27 protein-coding genes and 1 rRNA gene are annotated in these 20887 nt (G+C 31.6%); 9 read left to right on the forward strand and 19 right to left on the reverse strand.

All coding sequences use genetic code 11. From position 1 onward, the window contains the following. Positions 1 to 107: ribosomal RNA gene (gene rrf, locus IEV15_RS13625) — 5S ribosomal RNA — on the forward strand; the annotation flags it as partial. A gap of 236 nt (positions 108 to 343) precedes the next feature. Here rrf and IEV15_RS13630 read toward each other — a convergent pair. Next, the gene (locus IEV15_RS13630) at positions 344 to 787 is read right to left on the reverse strand and encodes a DUF4268 domain-containing protein (RefSeq protein WP_188363093.1); all 444 of its coding nucleotides are present in this window, start codon (positions 785 to 787) and stop codon (positions 344 to 346) included. Further along, a complete protein-coding gene (locus tag IEV15_RS13635) occupies positions 787 to 1488 on the reverse strand; it encodes a peptidylprolyl isomerase (RefSeq protein WP_188363094.1) in 702 nt (233 codons plus the stop codon). The genes IEV15_RS13630 and IEV15_RS13635 overlap by 1 nt, the downstream gene beginning before the upstream one ends. Between IEV15_RS13635 and IEV15_RS13640 the strand changes: the two genes are divergently transcribed. Next, entirely contained in the window at positions 1477 to 2115 is a 639-nt protein-coding gene (locus IEV15_RS13640; RefSeq protein ID WP_188363095.1) for an NUDIX hydrolase, read from the forward strand. The genes IEV15_RS13635 and IEV15_RS13640 overlap by 12 nt on opposite strands. A gap of 81 nt (positions 2116 to 2196) precedes the next feature. Further along, the gene (locus IEV15_RS13645) at positions 2197 to 3000 is read left to right on the forward strand and encodes a lysophospholipid acyltransferase family protein (RefSeq protein WP_188363096.1); all 804 of its coding nucleotides are present in this window, start codon (positions 2197 to 2199) and stop codon (positions 2998 to 3000) included. On the opposite strand, the gene IEV15_RS13650 is transcribed toward IEV15_RS13645, so the two are convergent. Both IEV15_RS13650 and IEV15_RS13655 read right to left on the reverse strand, forming a co-directional pair. Then, positions 2997 to 3650 carry a DUF8845 family protein gene (locus tag IEV15_RS13650; protein WP_188363097.1) on the reverse strand — a complete coding sequence of 218 codons (654 nt, stop codon included), beginning with the start codon at positions 3648 to 3650 and terminating at the stop codon, positions 2997 to 2999. The two genes, IEV15_RS13645 and IEV15_RS13650, sit on opposite strands and share 4 nt — an antisense overlap. Positions 3651 to 3654: 4 nt before the next feature. Then, positions 3655 to 4149, reverse strand: coding sequence for an RNA polymerase sigma factor (locus IEV15_RS13655; protein ID WP_188363098.1), 495 nt, complete (start codon positions 4147 to 4149; stop codon positions 3655 to 3657). 234 nt (positions 4150 to 4383) lie between these two features. Here IEV15_RS13655 and IEV15_RS13660 point away from each other — a divergent pair, with 234 nt between their 5' ends. Both IEV15_RS13660 and IEV15_RS13665 read left to right on the forward strand, forming a co-directional pair. Beyond that, entirely contained in the window at positions 4384 to 5688 is a 1305-nt protein-coding gene (locus tag IEV15_RS13660; RefSeq protein WP_188363099.1) for an NAD(P)/FAD-dependent oxidoreductase, read from the forward strand. 19 nt (positions 5689 to 5707) lie between these two features. Further along, the gene (locus tag IEV15_RS13665; RefSeq protein ID WP_188363100.1) at positions 5708 to 6091 is read left to right on the forward strand and encodes a hypothetical protein; all 384 of its coding nucleotides are present in this window, start codon (positions 5708 to 5710) and stop codon (positions 6089 to 6091) included. Here the strand turns inward: IEV15_RS13665 and IEV15_RS13670 are convergent. After that, positions 6088 to 7149: a DUF3810 domain-containing protein gene (locus IEV15_RS13670; protein ID WP_308418853.1), complete on the reverse strand. Its 1062-nt coding sequence runs from the start codon at positions 7147 to 7149 to the stop codon at positions 6088 to 6090. The genes IEV15_RS13665 and IEV15_RS13670 overlap by 4 nt on opposite strands. A gap of 136 nt (positions 7150 to 7285) precedes the next feature. On the opposite strand from IEV15_RS13670, the gene IEV15_RS13675 reads away from it, so the two are divergent. From IEV15_RS13675 to IEV15_RS13685, 3 genes are all read left to right on the forward strand, one after another. After that, a complete protein-coding gene (locus IEV15_RS13675) occupies positions 7286 to 7543 on the forward strand; it encodes a (2Fe-2S) ferredoxin domain-containing protein (protein WP_188363101.1) in 258 nt (85 codons plus the stop codon). 152 nt (positions 7544 to 7695) lie between these two features. Further along, positions 7696 to 8088 (forward strand): hypothetical protein, encoded by a 393-nt coding sequence (locus tag IEV15_RS13680; RefSeq protein ID WP_188363102.1) that lies wholly within the window; start codon positions 7696 to 7698, stop codon positions 8086 to 8088. A 373-nt stretch (positions 8089 to 8461) separates the two neighbouring features. Beyond that, entirely contained in the window at positions 8462 to 9925 is a 1464-nt protein-coding gene (locus IEV15_RS13685; protein WP_188363103.1) for an aminoacyl-histidine dipeptidase, read from the forward strand. A gap of 228 nt (positions 9926 to 10153) precedes the next feature. Here IEV15_RS13685 and IEV15_RS13690 read toward each other — a convergent pair whose 3' ends face one another. The 3 genes from IEV15_RS13690 to IEV15_RS13700 form a co-directional block, all read right to left on the reverse strand. Next, positions 10154 to 11029, reverse strand: a complete 876-nt coding sequence (locus IEV15_RS13690) for a hypothetical protein (protein WP_188363104.1) — start codon at positions 11027 to 11029, stop codon at positions 10154 to 10156. A gap of 192 nt (positions 11030 to 11221) precedes the next feature. Beyond that, positions 11222 to 11680 (reverse strand): DUF6265 family protein, encoded by a 459-nt coding sequence (locus tag IEV15_RS13695; protein WP_188363105.1) that lies wholly within the window; start codon positions 11678 to 11680, stop codon positions 11222 to 11224. A 24-nt stretch (positions 11681 to 11704) separates the two neighbouring features. Then, positions 11705 to 12475 carry a class I SAM-dependent methyltransferase gene (locus IEV15_RS13700; protein WP_229734166.1) on the reverse strand — a complete coding sequence of 257 codons (771 nt, stop codon included), beginning with the start codon at positions 12473 to 12475 and terminating at the stop codon, positions 11705 to 11707. Between the two features lie 178 nt (positions 12476 to 12653). On the opposite strand from IEV15_RS13700, the gene prfA reads away from it, so the two are divergent. Further along, the gene (gene prfA / locus IEV15_RS13705) at positions 12654 to 13727 is read left to right on the forward strand and encodes a peptide chain release factor 1 (RefSeq protein WP_188363106.1); all 1074 of its coding nucleotides are present in this window, start codon (positions 12654 to 12656) and stop codon (positions 13725 to 13727) included. A gap of 52 nt (positions 13728 to 13779) precedes the next feature. Here prfA and IEV15_RS13710 read toward each other — a convergent pair whose 3' ends face one another. The 11 genes from IEV15_RS13710 to IEV15_RS13760 all read right to left on the reverse strand — a co-directional run bounded on the left by IEV15_RS13710 (position 13780) and on the right by IEV15_RS13760 (position 20843). After that, on the reverse strand, positions 13780 to 14442 hold the full coding sequence (locus IEV15_RS13710) for a DUF6565 domain-containing protein (RefSeq protein WP_188363107.1): 663 nt from the start codon (positions 14440 to 14442) through the stop codon (positions 13780 to 13782). Positions 14443 to 14458: 16 nt separating this feature from the next. Continuing rightward, positions 14459 to 14803 (reverse strand): hypothetical protein, encoded by a 345-nt coding sequence (locus tag IEV15_RS13715; protein WP_188363108.1) that lies wholly within the window; start codon positions 14801 to 14803, stop codon positions 14459 to 14461. Between the two features lie 6 nt (positions 14804 to 14809). After that, positions 14810 to 15196: a hypothetical protein gene (locus IEV15_RS13720; RefSeq protein ID WP_188363109.1), complete on the reverse strand. Its 387-nt coding sequence runs from the start codon at positions 15194 to 15196 to the stop codon at positions 14810 to 14812. Between the two features lie 9 nt (positions 15197 to 15205). Further along, positions 15206 to 15475: a YtxH domain-containing protein gene (locus IEV15_RS13725; RefSeq protein ID WP_188363110.1), complete on the reverse strand. Its 270-nt coding sequence runs from the start codon at positions 15473 to 15475 to the stop codon at positions 15206 to 15208. Positions 15476 to 15495: 20 nt separating this feature from the next. Beyond that, positions 15496 to 15648, reverse strand: a complete 153-nt coding sequence (locus tag IEV15_RS13730) for a lmo0937 family membrane protein (protein WP_188363111.1) — start codon at positions 15646 to 15648, stop codon at positions 15496 to 15498. 26 nt (positions 15649 to 15674) lie between these two features. Beyond that, positions 15675 to 16316, reverse strand: coding sequence for a porin family protein (locus IEV15_RS13735; RefSeq protein ID WP_188363112.1), 642 nt, complete (start codon positions 16314 to 16316; stop codon positions 15675 to 15677). Between the two features lie 10 nt (positions 16317 to 16326). Next, positions 16327 to 16860, reverse strand: coding sequence for a hypothetical protein (locus IEV15_RS13740; protein WP_188363113.1), 534 nt, complete (start codon positions 16858 to 16860; stop codon positions 16327 to 16329). A 189-nt stretch (positions 16861 to 17049) separates the two neighbouring features. Then, on the reverse strand, positions 17050 to 18045 hold the full coding sequence (locus IEV15_RS13745) for a YihY/virulence factor BrkB family protein (protein WP_188363114.1): 996 nt from the start codon (positions 18043 to 18045) through the stop codon (positions 17050 to 17052). 10 nt (positions 18046 to 18055) lie between these two features. After that, positions 18056 to 19828, reverse strand: a complete 1773-nt coding sequence (locus IEV15_RS13750; RefSeq protein WP_188363115.1) for a sensor histidine kinase — start codon at positions 19826 to 19828, stop codon at positions 18056 to 18058. Positions 19829 to 19831: 3 nt separating this feature from the next. After that, positions 19832 to 20278 carry a response regulator gene (locus tag IEV15_RS13755; protein ID WP_188363116.1) on the reverse strand — a complete coding sequence of 149 codons (447 nt, stop codon included), beginning with the start codon at positions 20276 to 20278 and terminating at the stop codon, positions 19832 to 19834. A 7-nt stretch (positions 20279 to 20285) separates the two neighbouring features. Continuing rightward, positions 20286 to 20843 carry a helix-turn-helix domain-containing protein gene (locus IEV15_RS13760; protein WP_188363117.1) on the reverse strand — a complete coding sequence of 186 codons (558 nt, stop codon included), beginning with the start codon at positions 20841 to 20843 and terminating at the stop codon, positions 20286 to 20288. Positions 20844 to 20887: the final 44 nt, after the last annotated feature.

Raw genomic sequence — 20887 nt, forward strand, 5'->3', positions numbered from 1 at the left:
AGGTGGTTATTGCGGCGGGGCTCACCTCTTCCCATTCCGAACAGAGAAGTTAAGCCCGCCTGCGCAGATGGTACTGCAATTTGTGGGAGAGTATGTCACCGCCTTCTTTTTAAAACCCTTCATCTATCGATGAGGGGTTTTTTGTTTTAATTACATGAAGATTTTTTTTCAAAAATAATATCAAGGTTTTTAGGGGTAGATAAATTTTTTTTAAAAAGGATGATGGTTAAACTTGCGTGAGGGATAGTATCGGAAAGCCCACTGTGAGGAGGTATAACGAACGAGGACTTGAAGCAGATAGCCCGTCCCGAATTTTACGAATGGACACGCCGCCATATAAAATTTAAGTATTTATTTCTAAATCACTAATGTATTCTTGGTATTCATAGAAAAAACACTCAAATGCTTCCATTTTTTGTGAAAAAAAGTCAAATATGGTTTTCCAGGTTGCTTTGTTATTTACACTTATACCGTGTGTTTCTACCCAAATTCTACTGATAGTTTTTCCGTTTTCTAATTGGTAGTTTTTTTCAAAAATCACATCTTCAAGATATTCTTCGATAAGGATGGTTTTTAATGATTCTATTTTTTCAAAATAGATGTTGCGTAGATCATCATCTTTTGATTCGATGTCTAATGAAACCATTGCTTTTTTGTTATCTACATGAAATTTAAAAGTAAAATCTTTGATTTTAGTATTGTATAACAGCCATTTTCTGGGATATTCTTCTGCGAATTTGATCCAAAATTCACGTTTAATTTTTTGTGCTTCTTCTTTACTGTACATTAGATTATTGAAACTTTTATTAAAATGTTTAACAATGGAAATTCACCTTCATCTGTTTCTTGATTAGCGATGATATCCATCACTTCATGGCCTTTTGTAATTTTACCAAAAACAGTATGTTCGCCATCTAAGTGATAGGAACCATTTTTGTTTTGAATGAAATAGAATTCAAATGGAGTACTCATTTTTTCAGGATTATCATCCCAACTTCTTGCTGCAGCTAAAGCTCCATAATGATGTTTGTGCTTTTTATTGAATTCGGCTGGAATTAGATATCTTCCAATTGCTTTCCGTTCTTTTTTTGTAATACTTTCGTCGGAACTACCGCCTTGAATAATAAATCCTTTTACAACTCTATGAAAAAACGTTGTGTTAAAATATTCTTTTTTTACCAAGTAAATAAAATTAGCTCGATGTAATTTTGTTTCTTCAAACAATTCTACTTCTATATTTCCAAATTTTGTTTCAATAAGAACTTTGTTTTCAGGATTTTTGTTGCCATACCAAGTTAAAAATTCAACTACATTTTCATCTGATAAGACAATGGTTTCCAAATCAAATTTTGGTTTGTTAACTGAAATTGTGTCTTCAATTTTTGTAATAATTTGTTCGTTATTTTTTTCTGACTTATCTTTAGTCTTATTATCGCATGAACTAATTAAAAAAATAATAGCAAAAAGGATTAAAAGGTGGATTTTCATAACTTTTTAAAATTTATACCAAAAATAGCAAAAGAAAATCTTCCTGCTACCATTGCTCATGCAAAAATGGCTCCAATTGGGAGAATGGATATTTTAGAAAAGCTAACTTTGGAAAAGAATGAGCCGAAGAGAGCTGCCGTTATGATGCTGTTTTATCCGAAAGACAATGAAACACATTTGGTTTTGATTGTTAGAAATTCCTATCCGGGGGTTCATTCATCACAAATTGCTTTTCCGGGCGGCAAGGTTGAGATTTCTGATAAAGACTTACAAGAAACTGCATTAAGAGAAACAGAAGAAGAAATTGGCGTAAAGAAACATCAAATTGAAGTGGTAAGAGCCTTCACAGAAATTTATATTCCGCCAAGTAATTTTTTAGTTTCTCCATTTTTGGGAATTTCTCAAAGTAATTTAGAGTTTGTATTGCAAGAAGATGAAGTGGCCGGAATTATTGAATTTCCTTTAAAGGATTTTTTGGATGAGAATATCATTGTCACCCGAAGATTGAAAACTTCTTATTCAATTGCAATTGATGTTCCTGCTTTTTTAGTAAAAGAGCACATTGTTTGGGGTGCAACTGCTATGATGTTGAGTGAGTTGAAGGAAACGATTAAAAAGGTTTTGTAATATGATATTTTACTATCTTTATAGTTGAAAATTTAATTTTTGTTTTTGTAATTTCGCTAATTGATTTTCAATTTAAATCCTATGGCATTATTCAAAAGAAATCCTTTTGGACATTTACTCTTTTTAAAAAAATGGTTAATCCGCGTTTTTGGTGTTATGACACATCAACGATATAGAGGTTTTAATGAACTTCATATTGAAGGATCTGAAATTATAAAAGAATTACCCGAAACTAATGTTTTATTTATATCAAATCATCAAACCTACTTTGCGGATGTTGTTGCTATGTTTCATGTGTTTAATGCAAGTTTAAGTGGAAGACAAGATTCAATTAAGAATGTTGGTTATTTGTGGCAACCAAAATTAAATATTTATTATGTGGCTGCCAGTGAGACCATGAAAGAAGGTTTATTACCAAGAATTTTAGCCTATGCAGGAGCTATTACAGTAGAAAGAACCTGGCGAGCAAAAGGAAAAGATGTTCAAAGAGAGGTGAATCCTAATGATACTGAGAATATAAAATTAGCTCTTGAAGATGGATGGGTTATTACATTTCCTCAAGGCACAACACGTTCATTTAAACCCGTTAGAAAAGGAACTGCTCATATTATAAAGCAACACAAGCCGATTGTTGTGCCTATTGTAATTGATGGATTCCGTCGTTCGTTTGACAGAAAAGGACTTCGTATTAAAAAGAAAGGGATTCTGCAATCTATGGTTATCAAAGAGCCATTGCAAATTGATTATGATAATGAGAGTATTGAAGAAATCGTTGAAAAAATAGAATTTGCCATTGAACAACATGCTTCTTTACTTAAAGTAATTCCGGTTGAAATTTTAGAAGAACAAAAAGAATTTGATAAAAAAAGAATGTGGGAATATTAAAAGTCAATTTTTTTCAATTCTTCATAATTTACATATAACCGTTTTAAAAGCCAACCATAAATTAATTTATAAATAAGCCAAAAAATACATGTAAGTACTGCCGTTACTACAATCAATATAATAATTCCAATAATTGTAACCTCCATAGGTATTTTAGTTAGCTCACCGTTTGTGACAATACCGGTGCTATAGCCTTTGTAAAAGCCATAAGATCCGGCTGCAATAAAAATAAAAGCAAAAGCACTTAAATTGAAGGCAATATATTGTTTTACTACTTTTCGGGTTTTAAGAATTGTTGACATTAATTTTTTTGTGTTATCATCAACCGCAATCTTTTTAAACATACTGTAAAATTTATAGATAAAATAGAGTACTACAGCATACAAAATAATTGAAATTGCTACATAATAGGAATAAGCTCCAATTTCTTTTATAAACTCAACATTGTCTTTGTCATATTTTGTAAAAGATAGCATCAAACTAAGCAGTATTCCTAAACTTAGTTCAATTAAACTTATATAAAATATCCACTTCACAATAGAAGTTGATTTTTGTTGAAGCATTCTATAAATATCACCTTCTGTTTTTTGTTGGAAATTAGTCTCGCTTTTTTTCCAATCTTTTTTCAATAAATCCAATTCCTCCATCATAATCTTACGGATTTAATATTTTTTTTAATTTTCCTTTAATTCTGTTCATTTTTACTCTTGCATTCACTTCACTAATTCCTAAAGTTTCCGATATCTCTTCATAATCTTTATCTTCTAAATACATAAAAACCAATGCTTTTTCAATGTCATTTAATTGATGAACGGCTTTATATAAAAGTTTGATTTGTTCTTCTTCTTCAAAGTTATAATCTTCTTGTTTAATAAAATGCCGTGTGGTTTCAAATTCGATTGTAGCAATTGATCGCGTACTTTTTCTATATAAAGTTATTGCAGTGTTTAAAGCGACTCGATAGGCCCAAGTCGAAAATTTCGAGTCGCCACGAAACTTCGGAAACGCTTTCCATAACTGAATCGTAATTTCTTGGAACAAATCATTGTGAGCATCTTCACCCGATGTGTACAAACGACAAATCTTGTGAATAATGTTCTGATTCTCCTTTAATTGCTTAACAAAAGATTGCTCCAGTGAATTGCTCATGTTGTGTTAGTAGTCGGATGGTAAAATTTGTTACAAGATAAAGCTTTTTTGTTTTGTAACTTTTTGTCTAAACGGAGGTAAAGCAAAATTTCTGTATTTTCATTGCTTTCTTTGAGAAACAAACCCTCAAAATTCCTCTGAACCAAGAATTAAAATCAATCCAAAATCTCCTTATCTTTGCAATACAAAACCTCAGAGTCTTAGTGTCTCAGAACCTTAGTACCTTAAAAAAATATGAATATCCCAAATACCAATCTTCCCAGAATCGTCATCATTGGTGGAGGATTTGCCGGAATTGCTCTCGCAAAAAAATTAAAAAATCAACGCGTACAAGTTGTTTTACTCGACAAACATAATTACCACACATTTCAACCACTTTTATATCAAGTAGCCACTGGCGGACTCGAAGCCGGTTCCATTGCTTACCCAATCAGAAAAGTGGTGCAGGAATACCAAAACTTTTATTTTCGTTTAGCTTTTGTCAACGAAATTGATACACAAAATCAAAAAGTAAAAGCCGACATTGGTGAATTGCATTACGATTATTTGGTATTGGCCACCGGTTCCAAAACCAATTTTTTTGGCAATAAAGAAATCGAACGAAATAGTGTGGCAATGAAAACCATTCCGCAATCACTCAACATAAGAAGTCTGATTCTTGAAAACTTTGAGCAAGCTTTGTTGACGAACGATATTCACGACCGACATAGTTTAATAAACTTCGTCCTTGTAGGTGGTGGACCAACCGGAGTGGAATTAGCCGGAGCTTTAGCCGAAATGAAAAAAGCAATTCTTCCTAAAGATTATCCGGATTTGGATGTACGAAAAATGCAAATCAATCTCATTCAATCCGGTGATAGAATCCTCAACACAATGAGTGAAAAATCGTCAGATGCAGCCGAAGATTTCCTGATTAAATTAGGCGTAAATGTATGGAAAAATGTTCGTGTCACTGGCTACGATGGAAGCACCGTTACAACCAACACCGATTTAACTTTTGAAACGGCTACCGTAATTTGGACAGCCGGAGTGCAAGGAGCATTACCTTCCGGAATTGATGCAAAAGCCATAATTCCAAGAGCTGATCGCGTAAAAGTAAATGAATTCAACCAAGTAGAAGGCTATGATAACATCTTTGCCGTTGGCGATATTGCAGCCATGATTTCAGAAGAAAATCCACAAGGTCATCCGATGATGGCACAGCCGGCCATGCAACAAGGAAAGTGGTTAGGTGAAAACATCGTCAAAAAAATAAATAAAAAGCCTCTAAAACCATTTGTTTACAACGACAAAGGGTCAATGGCAACGATTGGTAGAAACAAAGCGGTGGTTGATTTACCAAAACTTCATTTTCACGGTGTTTTTGCTTGGTTTGTGTGGATTTTTGTGCACTTATTTTCTTTAATCGGATTTAAAAACAAAGCAGTAGTATTGACCAATTGGATTTACAATTACATCCGTTTAGATCGCGAAGGACGATTGATTATCCGACCTTTTAAAAAGAAAAATTTGACTTCTTTTGTGGCAGATGAAGTTTAGTAAAACCAAAAAATACAATATGAAACTTTTGCAACATCTATTTATAATTTCAATTTTCTTCATCTTTTTAAATTGTTCGAATGAAAAGAAAAATGATCCAATGAGTATTGAAATTGGTGATAAAAAAGTTGAGTTAAAACTTCAAGATGAAAATAAATTTATAAAATATGATGTTATGAATGATGCACAACTTATTTTTACAAATATTGATGTAAAAAGTAGCGTTATATTAGGACGGGGTATTAGTCTCAAGAGAATTAAAGATTCTATTATGTACGTTGAAATAAATTATCCATTAAAAAATAGTAAATCAGACACTCTCGATATTTTGATTAATTTTGATGGTGCAGAAGAAATGGATTTAAGAGATAGAACTATAAGGTTACCTGTCAAAAGAAATTAGTTTTTATTTTTCTCCATTCCAATCATTAATCCCACAAATTTGCTATAACCTTCCAAACCGTCTTTTTGTTTGTTGAGTTTTAAAAAATTGTCGTAAAAGGTTTTGAAAATTGGTTCCAAAAACGTTTTGTATTCTTCGTGAAATTGTTTGCTTTCTTCAAAGTTTTTGATAATTCCCGAATTGATTAACGGTAAAAATTTTTCACTGCTGCCTTCTTCAATGCGTTCTAAATTTCGCAGACAATGTTTCACAGCAAAACTATAACCGGAATATTGAAAATAGATATCATCACTTTTTATGGAAGCTAAAAATCCAATAAAATTGGCTTCACTTTCGCTGGCATACCCAATTTGATGAGCCATTTCGTGTAAAGTGGTCGTTGGAAAATTATATTTTGGCAATCGATCATTCACTTGTGCTTCATTGGTAAACGGGTTCAAATAACCGCCAAATCCCATATAACTCAACGGTACACTAATTAACGATGGTTTGATGCTTGGTTTTTCATATAATAGAAAAGGAAATTCTTTTTGAACAGAAGTATAACTTTTTACACTCAAATTAAAAATTTCTTCAGTAGAGTAGGGAACAACCACTTTTATCGAATCATTTTGCGTGATTTGTTTGTGAATAGCATTCGTTTTTTCAATCAATTTTATCGTAAAAGCTTCTAATTCTTCTGTTGAATATTCTTTGTCAATTTCCAGCTTTTCATACATCGGAATGCGATGGTAATTAGTTGCCCACAACAAATGAAACAGAAAATAAAATACGGAAGCAAAACCGAGAATCTTCAATACATTATTTTTCCAAGCAATCTTCCACGTTTTTCGCACTCTCCAAAACCATCTGAAAACCAAAAGCAAAACGATACCGTAAATAATGTCTCCAATGGAAATAGACGTAAATCCAAAAGTAGTTCTCGAAATTTTTGAGATAATTAGATATATTCTGTTACTATAATAATCTTCTATAAACTTGGGAAATAAAGAAGCGATTTTTAATACAACAATTTGTATCAAAAGGAATAGTGGAAGTATGTATTTTTTTTGAATCATTGTTGGGTCAAATATATGAAAAGGTGATGGGTAATTGGTAATCGGTAAATGGTTTGGGAGAATTTTAATAAAATTAACTTCTTTATTTAGAATAAATAAAAATTATATTTTACATTTGTAACATCATTTTTCAATCATGGGAAAAGCAAAAAAAGCTGAAAAAGTAATTTATTTCTGCGACGGCAAAAAATGCTGTAAATATAACAAAGAAATCAAAGATTGTCTGAAAGACTTAGTCAAAGACAATGGCTTGAAAGAAAAGGTTGCCTTTGAAAAAATGAAATGCCAAGGAATGTGCAAACAAGCTCCCGTTTTGTGCATTCACAAAAATGAATGTGTGGGCAAAGTATCGACTAAGGATGCTAAAAAACTCTTCGAAAAGCATATCGCTTAACTTTTTTTTATAATTTAATTGAAGTTATTATTCATTTTTTACTAAACTAAATTAAAAGTTCTAAAATACCAACTTGTTTTTTAATAGGTTTAAAATGTTATATATTTGAGTTACTTACAAAAACATCTGTAAGTCTTAAATTCTTTAGAACTATGAAATGGACCTACAGTATAAAAAATAAATTGACAGCTTCCGGTGCACTTTTTTCACTTTGTGTATTGGTGTTGTTCAGCAATTACATTGACAGAACTCATACAGAAAACGTAAAAAAGGCAATCAGCACTTTGTATGAAGACCGATTAATTGCTGAGGAATTTATTTTAAAAATGATTAGTGGTTTTTATCAAATTAAAGAAGCAATAAATTCTGATTCGACTGATGTTATTAAAATTAACAGTGTAAATAATTTAATTGTGAAGTTGTATCAGCAAGCAATGCCTATCAAAAAACTAAATTTACGGCTGTTGAAACAAGCAAAGCAGATGAACTGTTACTTATACTCAAAGAGTTTGAATCCAGTCAACATACTCTTCAAGCAAAATTAGAACATTCGAACAAGGCGTTAGTAATTCTTAATGAACTTTCTGCAATTCAGTTAGCCGAGTCTAAACAAATCATGGCTCATGCTGAAGAATTGTATCTCTCAGGAAAAACATCTTCACAGTTTGTTTTTGTTATCATTGTTATCATATTAATCGTACTTCAAGCTCTTGTATTTACTTCTAAAAGTTTAGTTTCAAATACAAAATTTCCAAATCTGAACTAGCTAAAACAATATAACCGGAGCACTATTCTATAGTACTATTTCAAAAACTTTCACTTTTGTTAATTCAAAAATCCTTCAATTTCTTTGTAACTTTGTGCCACTAAAAAACCTTAGAGCCTTAGTACCTCAGAAACTTAGAACCTTATAAAGAAATGAATCAAGAAATCAGAAACCTAGAACCCAAAGCACTTTGGAATAAATTTGCCGACTTAAACGCTGTTCCACGACCTTCTAAAAAAGAAGAACGTGTGATTGCATTTATGATGGATTTCGGAAAGCAATTAGGCTTAGAAACTAGTAAAGATGCTGTCGGAAACGTCATCATCAAAAAACCGGCAACTGCAGGATTAGAAAATAGAAAAACCATTGTGATGCAATCGCATTTAGATATGGTGCATCAAAAAAATAACGACACTACGTTCGACTTTGATACGCAAGGAATCGAAATGTATGTGGATGGCGATTGGGTTCGTGCCAAAGGAACTACGCTTGGAGCCGACAACGGTTTGGGAGTAGCAACCATTATGGCGGTTTTAGAAAGTAAAGACATTCCGCATCCGGCAATTGAAGCTCTTTTTACCATTGATGAAGAAACCGGAATGACCGGAGCAATGGGTTTGAAAGGCGGTTTGTTAAACGGAGAAATTCTCTTGAATTTAGATACAGAAGAAGACGATGAAATCGACATCGGTTGTGCGGGTGGAGTAGATGTAACTGCTACAAGATCATACGAAGAAGAACCAACTCCCGAAAATTCATTAGCTTTTATCATTACGGTAAAAGGTTTAAAAGGAGGTCATTCCGGTATGGATATTCACAAAGGATTGGGAAATGCCAACAAAATTATGAACCGTTTGTTATTTGACGGTTTTGAAAATTTTGGTTTGCAAATTGCTGAAATTAATGGTGGAAGTTTACGAAATGCCATTCCGAGAGAGAGTGTGGCAAAAGTGATTATTTCGGCTATTTATGAAGGAGCTTTTCAATTGGATATGCAAAATATAATTGATAATATTAAAACTGAATTCAAAACCACTGAACCTAATTTAACTATTGAAATTACCGAAACCGAATTACCGGAAAAAGTAATGGATTTAGGCATTCAAGAAGGATTAATTCGTGCGATTTATGCGGCTCATAACGGCGTTTACCGAATGAGTGCCGACATGGAAGATTTGGTTGAAACTTCCAATAATATTGCAAAAGTAACCGTAAAAGAAGGAACTATAACTGTTCAATGTTTGACTCGTTCCTCTGTTGAAACATCCAAATTTGATTTAGCGAATGCCTTGCGTTCTGCGTTTGAATTAATGGGTTGCGAAGTGACTTTTGGCGGAAGTTATCCGGGTTGGACTCCTAATGTTAATTCTCCAATTTTAGATGTTTTAGTGAATATTTACGAAAAACAAAATGGTGCAAAACCAAACGTTGTGGCTTGTCACGCCGGATTAGAATGTGGGATTTTAGGAACGAATTACCCCAATATGGATATGATTTCGTTTGGACCAACGATTCACGGTGCTCACTCTCCGGATGAAAGAGCTTCGATTTCATCTGCACAAAAATATTGGAAATTTGTGTTGAAAATTTTGGAGAGTATTCCGGTGAAGAAGTAAGAAAATAGAATAAAGATGAAATCCCGATGAAAGTCGGGATTTTTTGTATTCTAAAAATGGTGAGTTACTGTAAATAAACTTTTTAACGTAGTGTCTTTCGTTTGCATCTCAAATTAAATTCATATTTTTCCGAATGGAAATAGGTGAACTAAAACTAAGTTATTAAAAAACTAGTTCTATTTTGCACTAAACCAGACAATTTCGCAAAACTGCTGTCGTGCGACTTAATTATTCCTCAAACATTGCGAGCAAATCTTGCATTAACTTCTTTTTAGGGATGTTATAAAGAGAAACTTTATCTCCAAATATACTTTCTATAGTAATATATTTTTGGCCTAATAATCTAATTTTATAAGGTCTAAATGAATATTCCCATTCTGGCTGAAAATCAAATTTCAAAGTTTCTGATGTTGCGTTGTACCTAGTTCCGTCATATTTATAATCCGCACTTATGATGGTTAAAGAGTTCGTTTCTGTGAAAATAAAAAGCAAACTAGAAGTTACTATCTTGAATTGAAGAATTTTGCCTACTTGTGCAGCTTCAATAACTTCACGATTTTGAAGACTTAAAATGTGAAAGGTTCCATTTTCATAAAAATAATCGAATGTGTAATATTGATCCGTATGATGTTCTAATTCTGGGACATCTTTTGGTCGATATATTTTGTTTAGATGAATGTCTTTTACAAGTTTTGAAGGAGTTGAATTGTACCAAGATAAAAGTCTATCTCGTTCTTTGTCAAGTGACTTTTGATTTAAAATGACATTCTCCACTAAACTTAAAGTTTTGGATATGTCAGTTTCATATTCTGGTATAAATATATTCAAACCTTTTAGTTTACTTTCTTCTTTTCCGAAATAAGCTTTGAATATTTTATCTCTGTCTGGCCAAAACCACAAATAAATGCTGTCCTTATAATGAAGTTCTTTCAGTAGTAATTCCACATATTTTGCAGCTATTATATTTTTGTTTATATCTTCTGTGTAATAGGAAGTAGAAGAAATAAGATTCACATTTCCATATGATTTTTGGAAAATCACATTTTTATGTGCACTAACTATTCCAAATGAAAGAAGGAGTAATATGTTAATGAGTTTTGTCATTTTAAATGGGGGTCAAATTATGTCGCACAACTTCTATGTGATTGAAAAATCAGACTTGCCTAACCAATTTAGGTGTATATGTCAGATATAATCAATTTTTTTGTTTTCCAAATATAAAGAAATAATTACAACTTCTGTTTCCAAAATAAAAGCACAGATTAAAAAAAAATCAGCGAATCAGCGGCTTTTTCATCAATTCACTCTCTTAAACGGAAACCCTTGACTCTTCCCATTACCACTAATCTCCGCATACAAACTGTCTTTCTTTACTAATTTATACGTTATTTTTTTTGGAAAATCGTGTTCAGGATTTTCAAAAACTAAATAATCGGGAGTGGAAGAAGTTAATTTAAAAGCAACCGGTTTTTCTTCATTTTGATTAGGAACGGTAACAATATAAAATAAATCATTTTCATGTTGAACTAATCGAATGGTTTCTGAAAATAACGTATCATTTTCTTTGATAAAAAAACTTTTAGCAGCAAAAACAGAGTCATTTTCGGTTTTCCATTCTTCTGAAAAAACACCGTCAGGCGTGTTGCTTTCCCATCGACCTAAAAACCAATTGGCCTTTTCGAGTTCGTTGAAAGTGGTTTCTTGTTGACAGGAAATGCAACAAAACAACATAAAAAGGAGATAATTTATTTTCATAGTTTGGTTAATTTCATTTTATAGTCAAATAGTTTGGCAAACAAAAATTTGCTTTTCTGATTCAGAATGAAAAATATCTTCTTCAAATGAACCAAATTTGTGCAAAATGATAAATTTTTTCCATCGAAGATACGCATCCAATTCTTGTGGATAATACATTCTCATATCTAAATTTTGAATCGAATCGAACAAACCATTTATAAAATAATGCCATTCTATCCGATTGATTTGTGTGCCTTTTTCATACTGCATCCGCTGTTTTATCAAAATAGCTCTATCATCTTTGGTGGAAAAGGTTGCAATTTCATTCAATTCTTTTTCATGTTCAACAATATATTGAATATTTGGATTGTAGCAGTCAAACAAAAATAAGCCATCTTTTTTGATATGTTTTTTTACAACATCAAAAACCGCAAATAAATCCTCATTTTGATAGAGATGATGAATGGAATTAAAGGGAATAAAAATGATGTCAAATTTTTCATGTAAATCCAAATGTCTGATATCTGCTTCAATATAGGTTATTACTTCATTAGCTTGGGCGGCATTAACTTTGGCTTGTTCTAGCATGGAAGGCATGATATCTACCCCGGTTATGTTATATCCTTGCTTTGCAATTTGAAGTGTTAGTCGTCCTGTTCCGCAACAAAGTTCCAGAATTTTTGCTTCTTTGTCTTTAGGAAACCATTTGGTGTAAAATGGTAAATCATTCAAACCCGTATTCATTCCGTCATAAATGTTGGGGCCATAAATTAAATCACCTACTTTATAGTTTGTTTTTATTTTTTCTTTCAAAATATAATTATTGTTTGAATAAATGGGTGCTACATTTTACTAAAGTACTAAATTTGATTTATATTTTTCAATCAAACAATTTTTGAGTTTATAAAGTTGCATTGACCTACTGAATATTTTGTTTTCAACTTGAAACAAAATATCGTACTTTTGCACTCCAAAATAGAGTACTACAACTATGTTAGACAGATTACAATATGTAAAACAACGTTTCGACGAGATATCAGATTTGATTATTCAGCCTGATGTGATTGCCGATCAGAAGCGTTATGTGCAATTGAACCAAGAATATAAAACCTTAAAAGGTCTTGTGGATAAGCGTGAAGAATACATCCGTTTGACACAAAGCATTGAAGAAGCCAACGAAATTATTGCCGATGGTTCGGATGCTGAAATGGTTGAAATGGCCAAAATGGAATTGGATGATGCTAAAGAACGCATGCCACAATTGGAAGAAGAAATCAAGTTTATGTTGATTCCGAAAGATCCCGAAGATGCCAAAAATGTGATGGTTGAAATTCGTGCCGGAACGGGTGGGGATGAAGCTTCTATTTTTGCCGGAGATTTATACAGAATGTACACTAAATATTGCGAAGGTCGTGGTTGGAGAACTTCTTTAGTAGACATGAACGAAGGAACTGCAGGAGGTTTTAAAGAGGTGATTTTTGAAGTAACCGGAGAAGATGTTTACGGAACATTGAAATTTGAAGCCGGAGTTCATCGTGTGCAACGTGTTCCGCAAACGGAAACACAAGGTCGAGTTCACACGTCTGCAGCAACTGTAATGGTTTTACCGGAAGCGGAAGAGTTCGACGTTCAAATTGACATGAATGATGTTCGTATTGATTATTTCTGTTCGTCAGGTCCAGGAGGTCAATCTGTGAATACGACAAAGTCGGCTGTACGGATGACGCATATTCCAACCGGATTGGTGGCTCAATGTCAGGATGAAAAATCTCAACACAAAAATAAAGATAAAGCATTAACGGTTTTGCGTTCGCGTTTGTATGAAATGGAATTGGCTAAAAAGCAAGCGGAAGATGCAACCAAACGTACTTCGCAAGTAAGTAGTGGCGACCGTTCAGCAAAAATTAGAACATACAATTATGCTCAAGGAAGAATTACCGATCACCGAATTGGGTTGAGTATTTTTGACTTAGACGGATTTATGAACGGAAATATTCAGAAGATGATCGAAGAGTTGCAATTAGTGAGCAACACCGAAAAATTAAAAGAATCGGAAGTATTTTAAATAAAAAAAACGGAGCCAATTTGGCTCCGTTTTTCTTTCACAAAAGAGTAGGTTATTCTTTTGCTTCAGCGTTTTCTTCAGCTTTTGCTCCCATTCTGTTTACGGTATACATTGGTGCAAATTTAATTTTAAGACCTGCAATTTTCATATTATCAGATGAAGTTAAACCTTCTTTTTCAACGGTATTTTTTCGAGTACCTAATGCTTCATAAAGCATTTTGATTTCATCCCAATCTTCTCTTGAATACTTATCCTTATTATCTGCAACTGTATTTACAAAAGTATCAAACGTGTTAAGAATGTTATCTTTGTTAACCCAGCTAAAGTCCATATCGTTACCAATTTCTCTACCATTAAAAAGTGAACTTCTCAATTTTGCTTTAGCATTCTGAGCTTCCATAGTTTGTCTTATGGCTAGATAGTTCATTTTGTATTCTTCATATTTTTTTGAAGATTCATCAACTTTATTATCCCATTCCATTCTGTCTTCTACATTTTCTAATGCGGTTTCTGCTTGTATTTTTTTATCAATATAAGTGTTTTCAACAGATTCCCAGCTTTCTGACATGTTTTCAGCAGCAACACCGCTAAGCGAGTCAACATAGCTTGTAAAATTGTTTACGGCTTTGTCAGCTTGTGTTTTCTTTTCATCAGTACACGAGCCAAATGTAACAGCAACTATTGATGCTACAAAAAGAGTTTTTAAATTTTTCATTTTTTTTAATTTTTGGTTATAATTCGGTTTGAGTTTTTGTGTTTTTCTTTGTTAAATAACTGGTTACGATAAACTGTAAAACATTTCCAATTATTTTTTTTATTGAACTATCTGATTTTCCAATGACCACTTTTTTTGAGACATAGCCGCCAATAATACTTAGTATAGTGGACATCAGGTTTTCTTTATTAATAAAAGTTTGATAGAATCCATTTAGACCTTCTTGAACTATATTGGTGGGTGACATACTGTATTTAACAGCATGAAATTGTTGTTTTAGTTCAACTAATTCTTGATTGTGTTGAAGAGTTAATTCTGCAATTCTCTGATCTAATAATTCGGTTTGATTTAACTTTTTCATAGTTGTCTATTTTGAATTATTGATTTGAGTTTCAAGATTTTTTTGGTATCGCTTCTTCATCAATTTTCCAACAACTAAGTTATCAATTGGAATTTTTATCAATGATTTTCTGAAAACATAAACTACTATTCCCAACACAACATAAAAACCCGAAATGATAAAAAAACCTAGAGCAATGTCATCTAACATATTTCCAATAACAAGAGCAATTCCGATATTAACAAATAAGGTAAATATAGCCACAATGAAAGCCAATGAAGCAACAACAGCTAGTGATGAAATTACATCAGAAGATTTGTCTATAGCATTCAATTTAAGAAGTTCAACACTTGTTCTTGAATACTGTTCTGCTTTATCATAAAGTTTTTCAATATTTGTGGCTATATTCTCCATAAGGTTTTATTATTTGTTTAACTCGCGATTAAATTTTTCCAAATTTGCTTTTCCTTCATCCACAATTTCTCCTGCTTTTGAAGATAGATTGTGATATTGATCTTCAACAGAACTTAAAAAATCATTAAAACTATGTTTTACATTGTTTTTTAAATCGTTGCTTTTGTCTGCAATTTTTTTTCTGGTGTTTACACCTTTATCCGGTGCAAATAATACACCTAAAATTGCTCCTGCGGCCAAACCGCCTAAAACTCCTAATACTACATTTCCTGATTTCATAATAATTATATTTAAATGGTTTATATTTTACTTCCTTTAATAAGTCTGAATAATATAGCAATGACTGCTATAACTAATAATATGTGTATAATTGATCCTATGCTGTAGACAAAAAATCCTAGAGCCCAAAGTATCACTAATATTATTGCGATGGTGTATAATAAGTTTGACATAATGACTATTTTTTTAAGGTTATTAATTAAAATTTAATTGCAGCATATATGCTTAAATTGCTGTTTTTGGCATCAGGAAAAGTGTAACTTGTTCCTAAATATTCTCTTTCTTTTCCAACAGTTGCTAAACCATAATTATATCTGGCTCCAATTCCGAATGAATCAAAATCAAATCCAATTCCGGCAGATAATCCATAATCAAATTTGTTGAAATCATCATTGTCAAGATTGTCTTCAAAGTCAAAATTTCCGGTTGAGGATTCATTGCTGATTTTTGCATCAATCAAATAGGCAAAATAAGGTCCGGCATGCAGATTCAAATTGTCAGTCAAATTGATTTTTAATAAAACAGGCACTTCAATATAATTTAATCTGAATTTACCGGTTCCTTGAGCAAAAGCATTGTCATAAACCAACTCAGCTCCTTTTGTTGAGTATAAAAACTCAGGTTGTATGGAAAACATTTCAGTTAATGGCAGCGATATAAAAAGACCTGCGTTAAAACCTGTCAGTACATTGTTGTCATCAACATCATCCGTGTAAAGATTAGAGAAGTTAACGCCTCCTTTGAAACCAAAACTCGCTCCTGAAGTTGAAGAATCATTTGTTTGTGCATTTGAAGTAGCAAATGCAGCACTTAATAAAATAATAAAAGCTAATTTTTTCATGGTGTAATTTTTAGTAGGTTTGTGGTAGATTTATATTTCGAGATTTAATTAATTCATTAATTTCATTTATGTTCTTTTTTAATTCGTCAATTTTAAGTTGATAGTAAGCATTCATTTGAGAGTTACGATTTAATTTTCTTGTTGCTTCTAATTCTCTTTTTTGATTCTTAATATATTCTAAAAAAAATTCCAATTGATTTTCTGAAATAGTCTTTATAATATTTTGTTTTTGGAATACAGTATCGGAAAGAACAATTAAATTATTTTGGGCTACAGATTTTAAAATAGAATCAATTTGATTGTGATTTTTTTGTTGCTTTACTAAAAGCTCAACAATCATACTGTCGTTACTTTTTTCAATTAATTCATTTCTTACTACTGCAACTCTTAGACTTATATTATTGATATTACTTATGTTTTTTAAGTCTATCTTACTATCACTTTTATTTGTGCTTTTCTTTTCGGTACAATCTGTAGTAAAGCATAATACAAAAATTGAAATAAGCATTGTTTTAAAAATTCGACTTGTAACAGTTTGGTTCATTTGTTAGTTTTATTTAACATTACAAAGTTGCAAAAATCAAACAGCTCGTTCCTTACAAGATATTTTTGATTTGTTACAGAATTACCACATTCATTGATTTTGAAGGTTTTAAATCGTTTTTAGCAAAAAAAAAATCTCATTATTACATGAGATTTTTTAATTTATAAATGGTAAATTATATTCTAATAATTAAGTTTTTATGTTATTAACAGAGATTTCATCTTCCTTTTTAAGTTCTTTTATTTCATTATCTGCCAATTGAATTGTTTCTGCTTCTGTGGTTACAGCTATATATTGAACAATTTCTGCATATTTAGAAGGTTTGATAGGTTCAGCAAATTTTAGGGCATAACATTTAGCAAATGTTGCTCCTAAATAGAGAATAACAGAAGAATAATACACCCAAACCATTAAAACTACAATAGAACCTGCAGCACCATAAACATCACCAATATTTGAATTGGAGATATAAAATGTAATTAAAAATTTTCCAAACATAAACAGGATTGTTGTAGTAAATGCAGCTACACGAACTTGTTTCCAAGAAATTTCCGCATCAGGAAGAATTGTAAAAATGGCACCAAAAAGCAAAGATGTAATTAAAAATGTTACTAAAATATTTGAAAAATAGATAAATTCAAGGTTGAGTGCAGGATAAGTTTGAGTTAATTGATAGCTAATTCCGTCAAGTAATGTAGAAAAACCAAGAGCCACTAACATAATAAAACCAAGACTTCCAATCACACCAAACGACAATAATCTAGCTTTGATAAAAAGCCAAATACCCGATCTCTTTTTTGGTCTTAAACTCCAAATGGTATTTATAGAATCTTGAATTTCTGCAAAAACGGATGTTGCTGCAAAAATTAAGGTTCCAATTCCAACAATAGCAGCAATGGTGCTGTTTGGTGATAATGCCAAATTTTGAATCATCGATTGAATTTGTGTAGCTGCCGAGGGTCCAAGAAAATCTTTCATTTGAGAATAAATTGCACCTTCAATGGCTTCTCTGCCCAAAAAAACATCACAAATGAAAAGAATAACCAGTAGGAGTGGTGCTAAAGCAAATACTGTTATATAGGCCAAGGAGGCACTCATTTTAAGTATTTTGAATTCAGAAAAGCCATCAATTGTATCTTTGACAACTTCATAAAAGGATTTAATATAGGGCTGAATTAGAGGCATTAGTAATGTATTAGTATTCTGTTGGCAAATAAACAGTGATAAGTGCACCTTCATCAGGTTGTCCATGGGCACAAATAAAACCATAATGGTTTTTGACAATTTTTTTACAAATTGCTAATCCTACACCCGTCCCCGGATAACTGTCTTTGGCATGAAGACGATTAAAAAGTTGGAATATTTTTTTAGAATCGTCAGGTTGAAAACCAATTCCGTTATCTAATACTGAAATTTTATGATAAATTCTATTGGAGTTGTCATCAATTAGATCGTCATCTTTCGCTTTAATTTTTTCATAGGAAACCTTAATAACGGGATCACAATTCAATTTTTTATACTTAATAGAATTGTTAATCAAGTTGATAAACAATTGTCGAAGTTGAAATGGGATTCCATCAATAGTGGGTAATTCTTCAAAATCAATCGTAGCATTGGTTTCTTCAATCAATTGCGATAATTCTTGAACAGCCGCAGATGCTGTTTCATTTAAGTTAACTTCTTCAAAACTGTTTTCGGTTTTATTTGTTCTTGAATATTGCAATAAATCGTCAATCAAAACCCGCATTCTTGTTGCAGCAACTACAATTCGATCTAAATATTCTTTTCCTAAAGGGGAAAGATTATCTTTTTCCTTTTCATCAATTCTTGAAATAAAGGTTTGAATTTTTCTCAATGGTTCCTGTAAATCGTGACTTGCAGCATAGTTGAATTCGGTTAATTCTTTATTGCTTCGTTCTAAGTCAGTGTTTTTTTGTCTTAGTATTTGCTCTTTTTGAACATCGGAAGTTATGTCTTGTGTTGTTCCTATTATAATTTTTTCATCAAAACGATTAATGAATAGTTTTCCAACTGAACGCAAATGTCTCATTTCATCATCATTTCTGATAATTCTGTAATTAATGGTCGGTAAACTCTCTTTTGTCAGAATATCCTCCATTGCTTTAGTAACAATTTCTAAATCATCAGGATGAACAAATTTTAAGAAACTATCTTGTGTAGCTTCAAAAACTTGCGGTTCTAAACCGTGCATCAGAAATTGGTTATCAGAATATTGTGCTTCTTTTTTTTCTAAATTCCAAAACCAACTGCTGTAGTTTCCTAATATTTCTGCTTGACGCAAAGATTCTTGAGAGACTTTTAATCTTGAGTTTGAAAGTTGAATTTTATTGAAATCACTATTTATTTTCAAATAAGCTAAAATCATAAATAGCAACGTGATGAAAATGACTAATAATGTATAAATTGGAGTGTAGGAAACATTGTCTTGAAAAGTATATTCCCTTTCTTTCAAAATGCTATTTTCTAAAGAAGTCATTTCATCTACTTTACTTCTTATATCATCCATAACTTTTTTGCCATTGGCTTCATAATATTTTTTATAAAGATCTTTATCTTCATAACTTTTATTAAAATAAGTATATCGCAAAACAATTAAATGGTAGAGTTCCTTTAGTTTTTTTTGTTGTGATTGATTGTCTTCCGTTAATTTTTTAAGGTTGAAAAAAGAATTATTCACTTTTTCTCTCGAATTGGTATAAGAATCTAAAAAAGAAGTATCGCCATAAAGCAAATAACCTCTATAGCCAGTTTCTGCATCTTTTATATAGGATATAATTCGCTCGAGTTCAATTTGCACTTCATAAGAATGAATTACTAAAGCTCTTGATTTATTAAGGGTTATGATATGTTTATAGGAAATTGAAGCGGTAAACAATATAACTGCTAACGAAATAACAAAGGCTATTCGCAGTAATAAAGTTGATTTATGTAAACTGTTTGATGTCATGTGTTATAGTCGCAACAAGAAATTTTCTTTGTTTAAACCCGATGTGTGGTATTGCCAATTTAGCGTCACAACTTCACTAATTATCTTTTTTAAAGTAGCAAAATCACTTGGTTTTTTTATATAAATATTGGCTCCATTTATAAAAGTATTTTCAATGTCTTCTTCAGATGAAGAGGTCGAATAAATGGCAATTGCAATAGAATCAAATTTTTTATTTTTTTTGATTTCTAATAAACATTCAAAGCCATTTTTTCTAGGCATATTTAAATCCAAAAAAATAATGTTTGGTAATTTTGAATTTTCATTGTTCAAAAAAGTCATCAATTCTTCACCATCACAATAGGTGTCAACAATAGTATTGATTTTCAATTCGTCAAAAGCATCTTTAAAAAAAAGGCGGTCATCTACATCATCATCGGCTAGGGCTATCGAGATATATTCTTTTTGCATAAAGGATTTAATTGTTTAATGTTTTGTTTTTTCGTTTAGTAATTATTCGATGAAAGGCAGATGGGGTAATTCCGGTGCAGTTTTTAAACTGAGTACTCAAATGAGCCACACTGGAGTAATTAAGTTTATAAGCAATTTCAGTTAATGATAATTGGTCATTGATAATTAATTGTTTGGCAATTTCGATTTTCTGAATAATAATAAAATTTTCAACTGATGTATAAGTGACTTCAGAAAATAAGTTGGATAGATAACCATAACTGTGATCTAATTTTTCAGTTAGGTAAACCGAACTTTTCACATTCAGAGGTTCTTCATTTGATACCATTTCAATTATTGTATCTTTTATTTTTTGAACTAAAATATTTTTTTGATTTTCAAGAACTTCAATTCCAAGGTCAGTAAGCATAGAGGTTATTTCTTCATATTTTTCAGAAGGTAAATCTTCATGAAACTCAATTTCACCAAAGCCAACAACCGAGAATTTAAAACCAAATGGAGCAAGTTTTTCTTCAATAATTTTCTTGGTAAAAACAGGATAATCAAATTTTAAAATTGCTTTCATTAGAGGTAATTTATTCAGTAAAAGTAATTAATTCTTTTTTAAAA

The sequence above is a fragment of the Flavobacterium orientale genome (assembly GCF_014638005.1).
Classification (GTDB): Bacteria; Bacteroidota; Bacteroidia; order Flavobacteriales; family Flavobacteriaceae; genus Flavobacterium; species Flavobacterium orientale.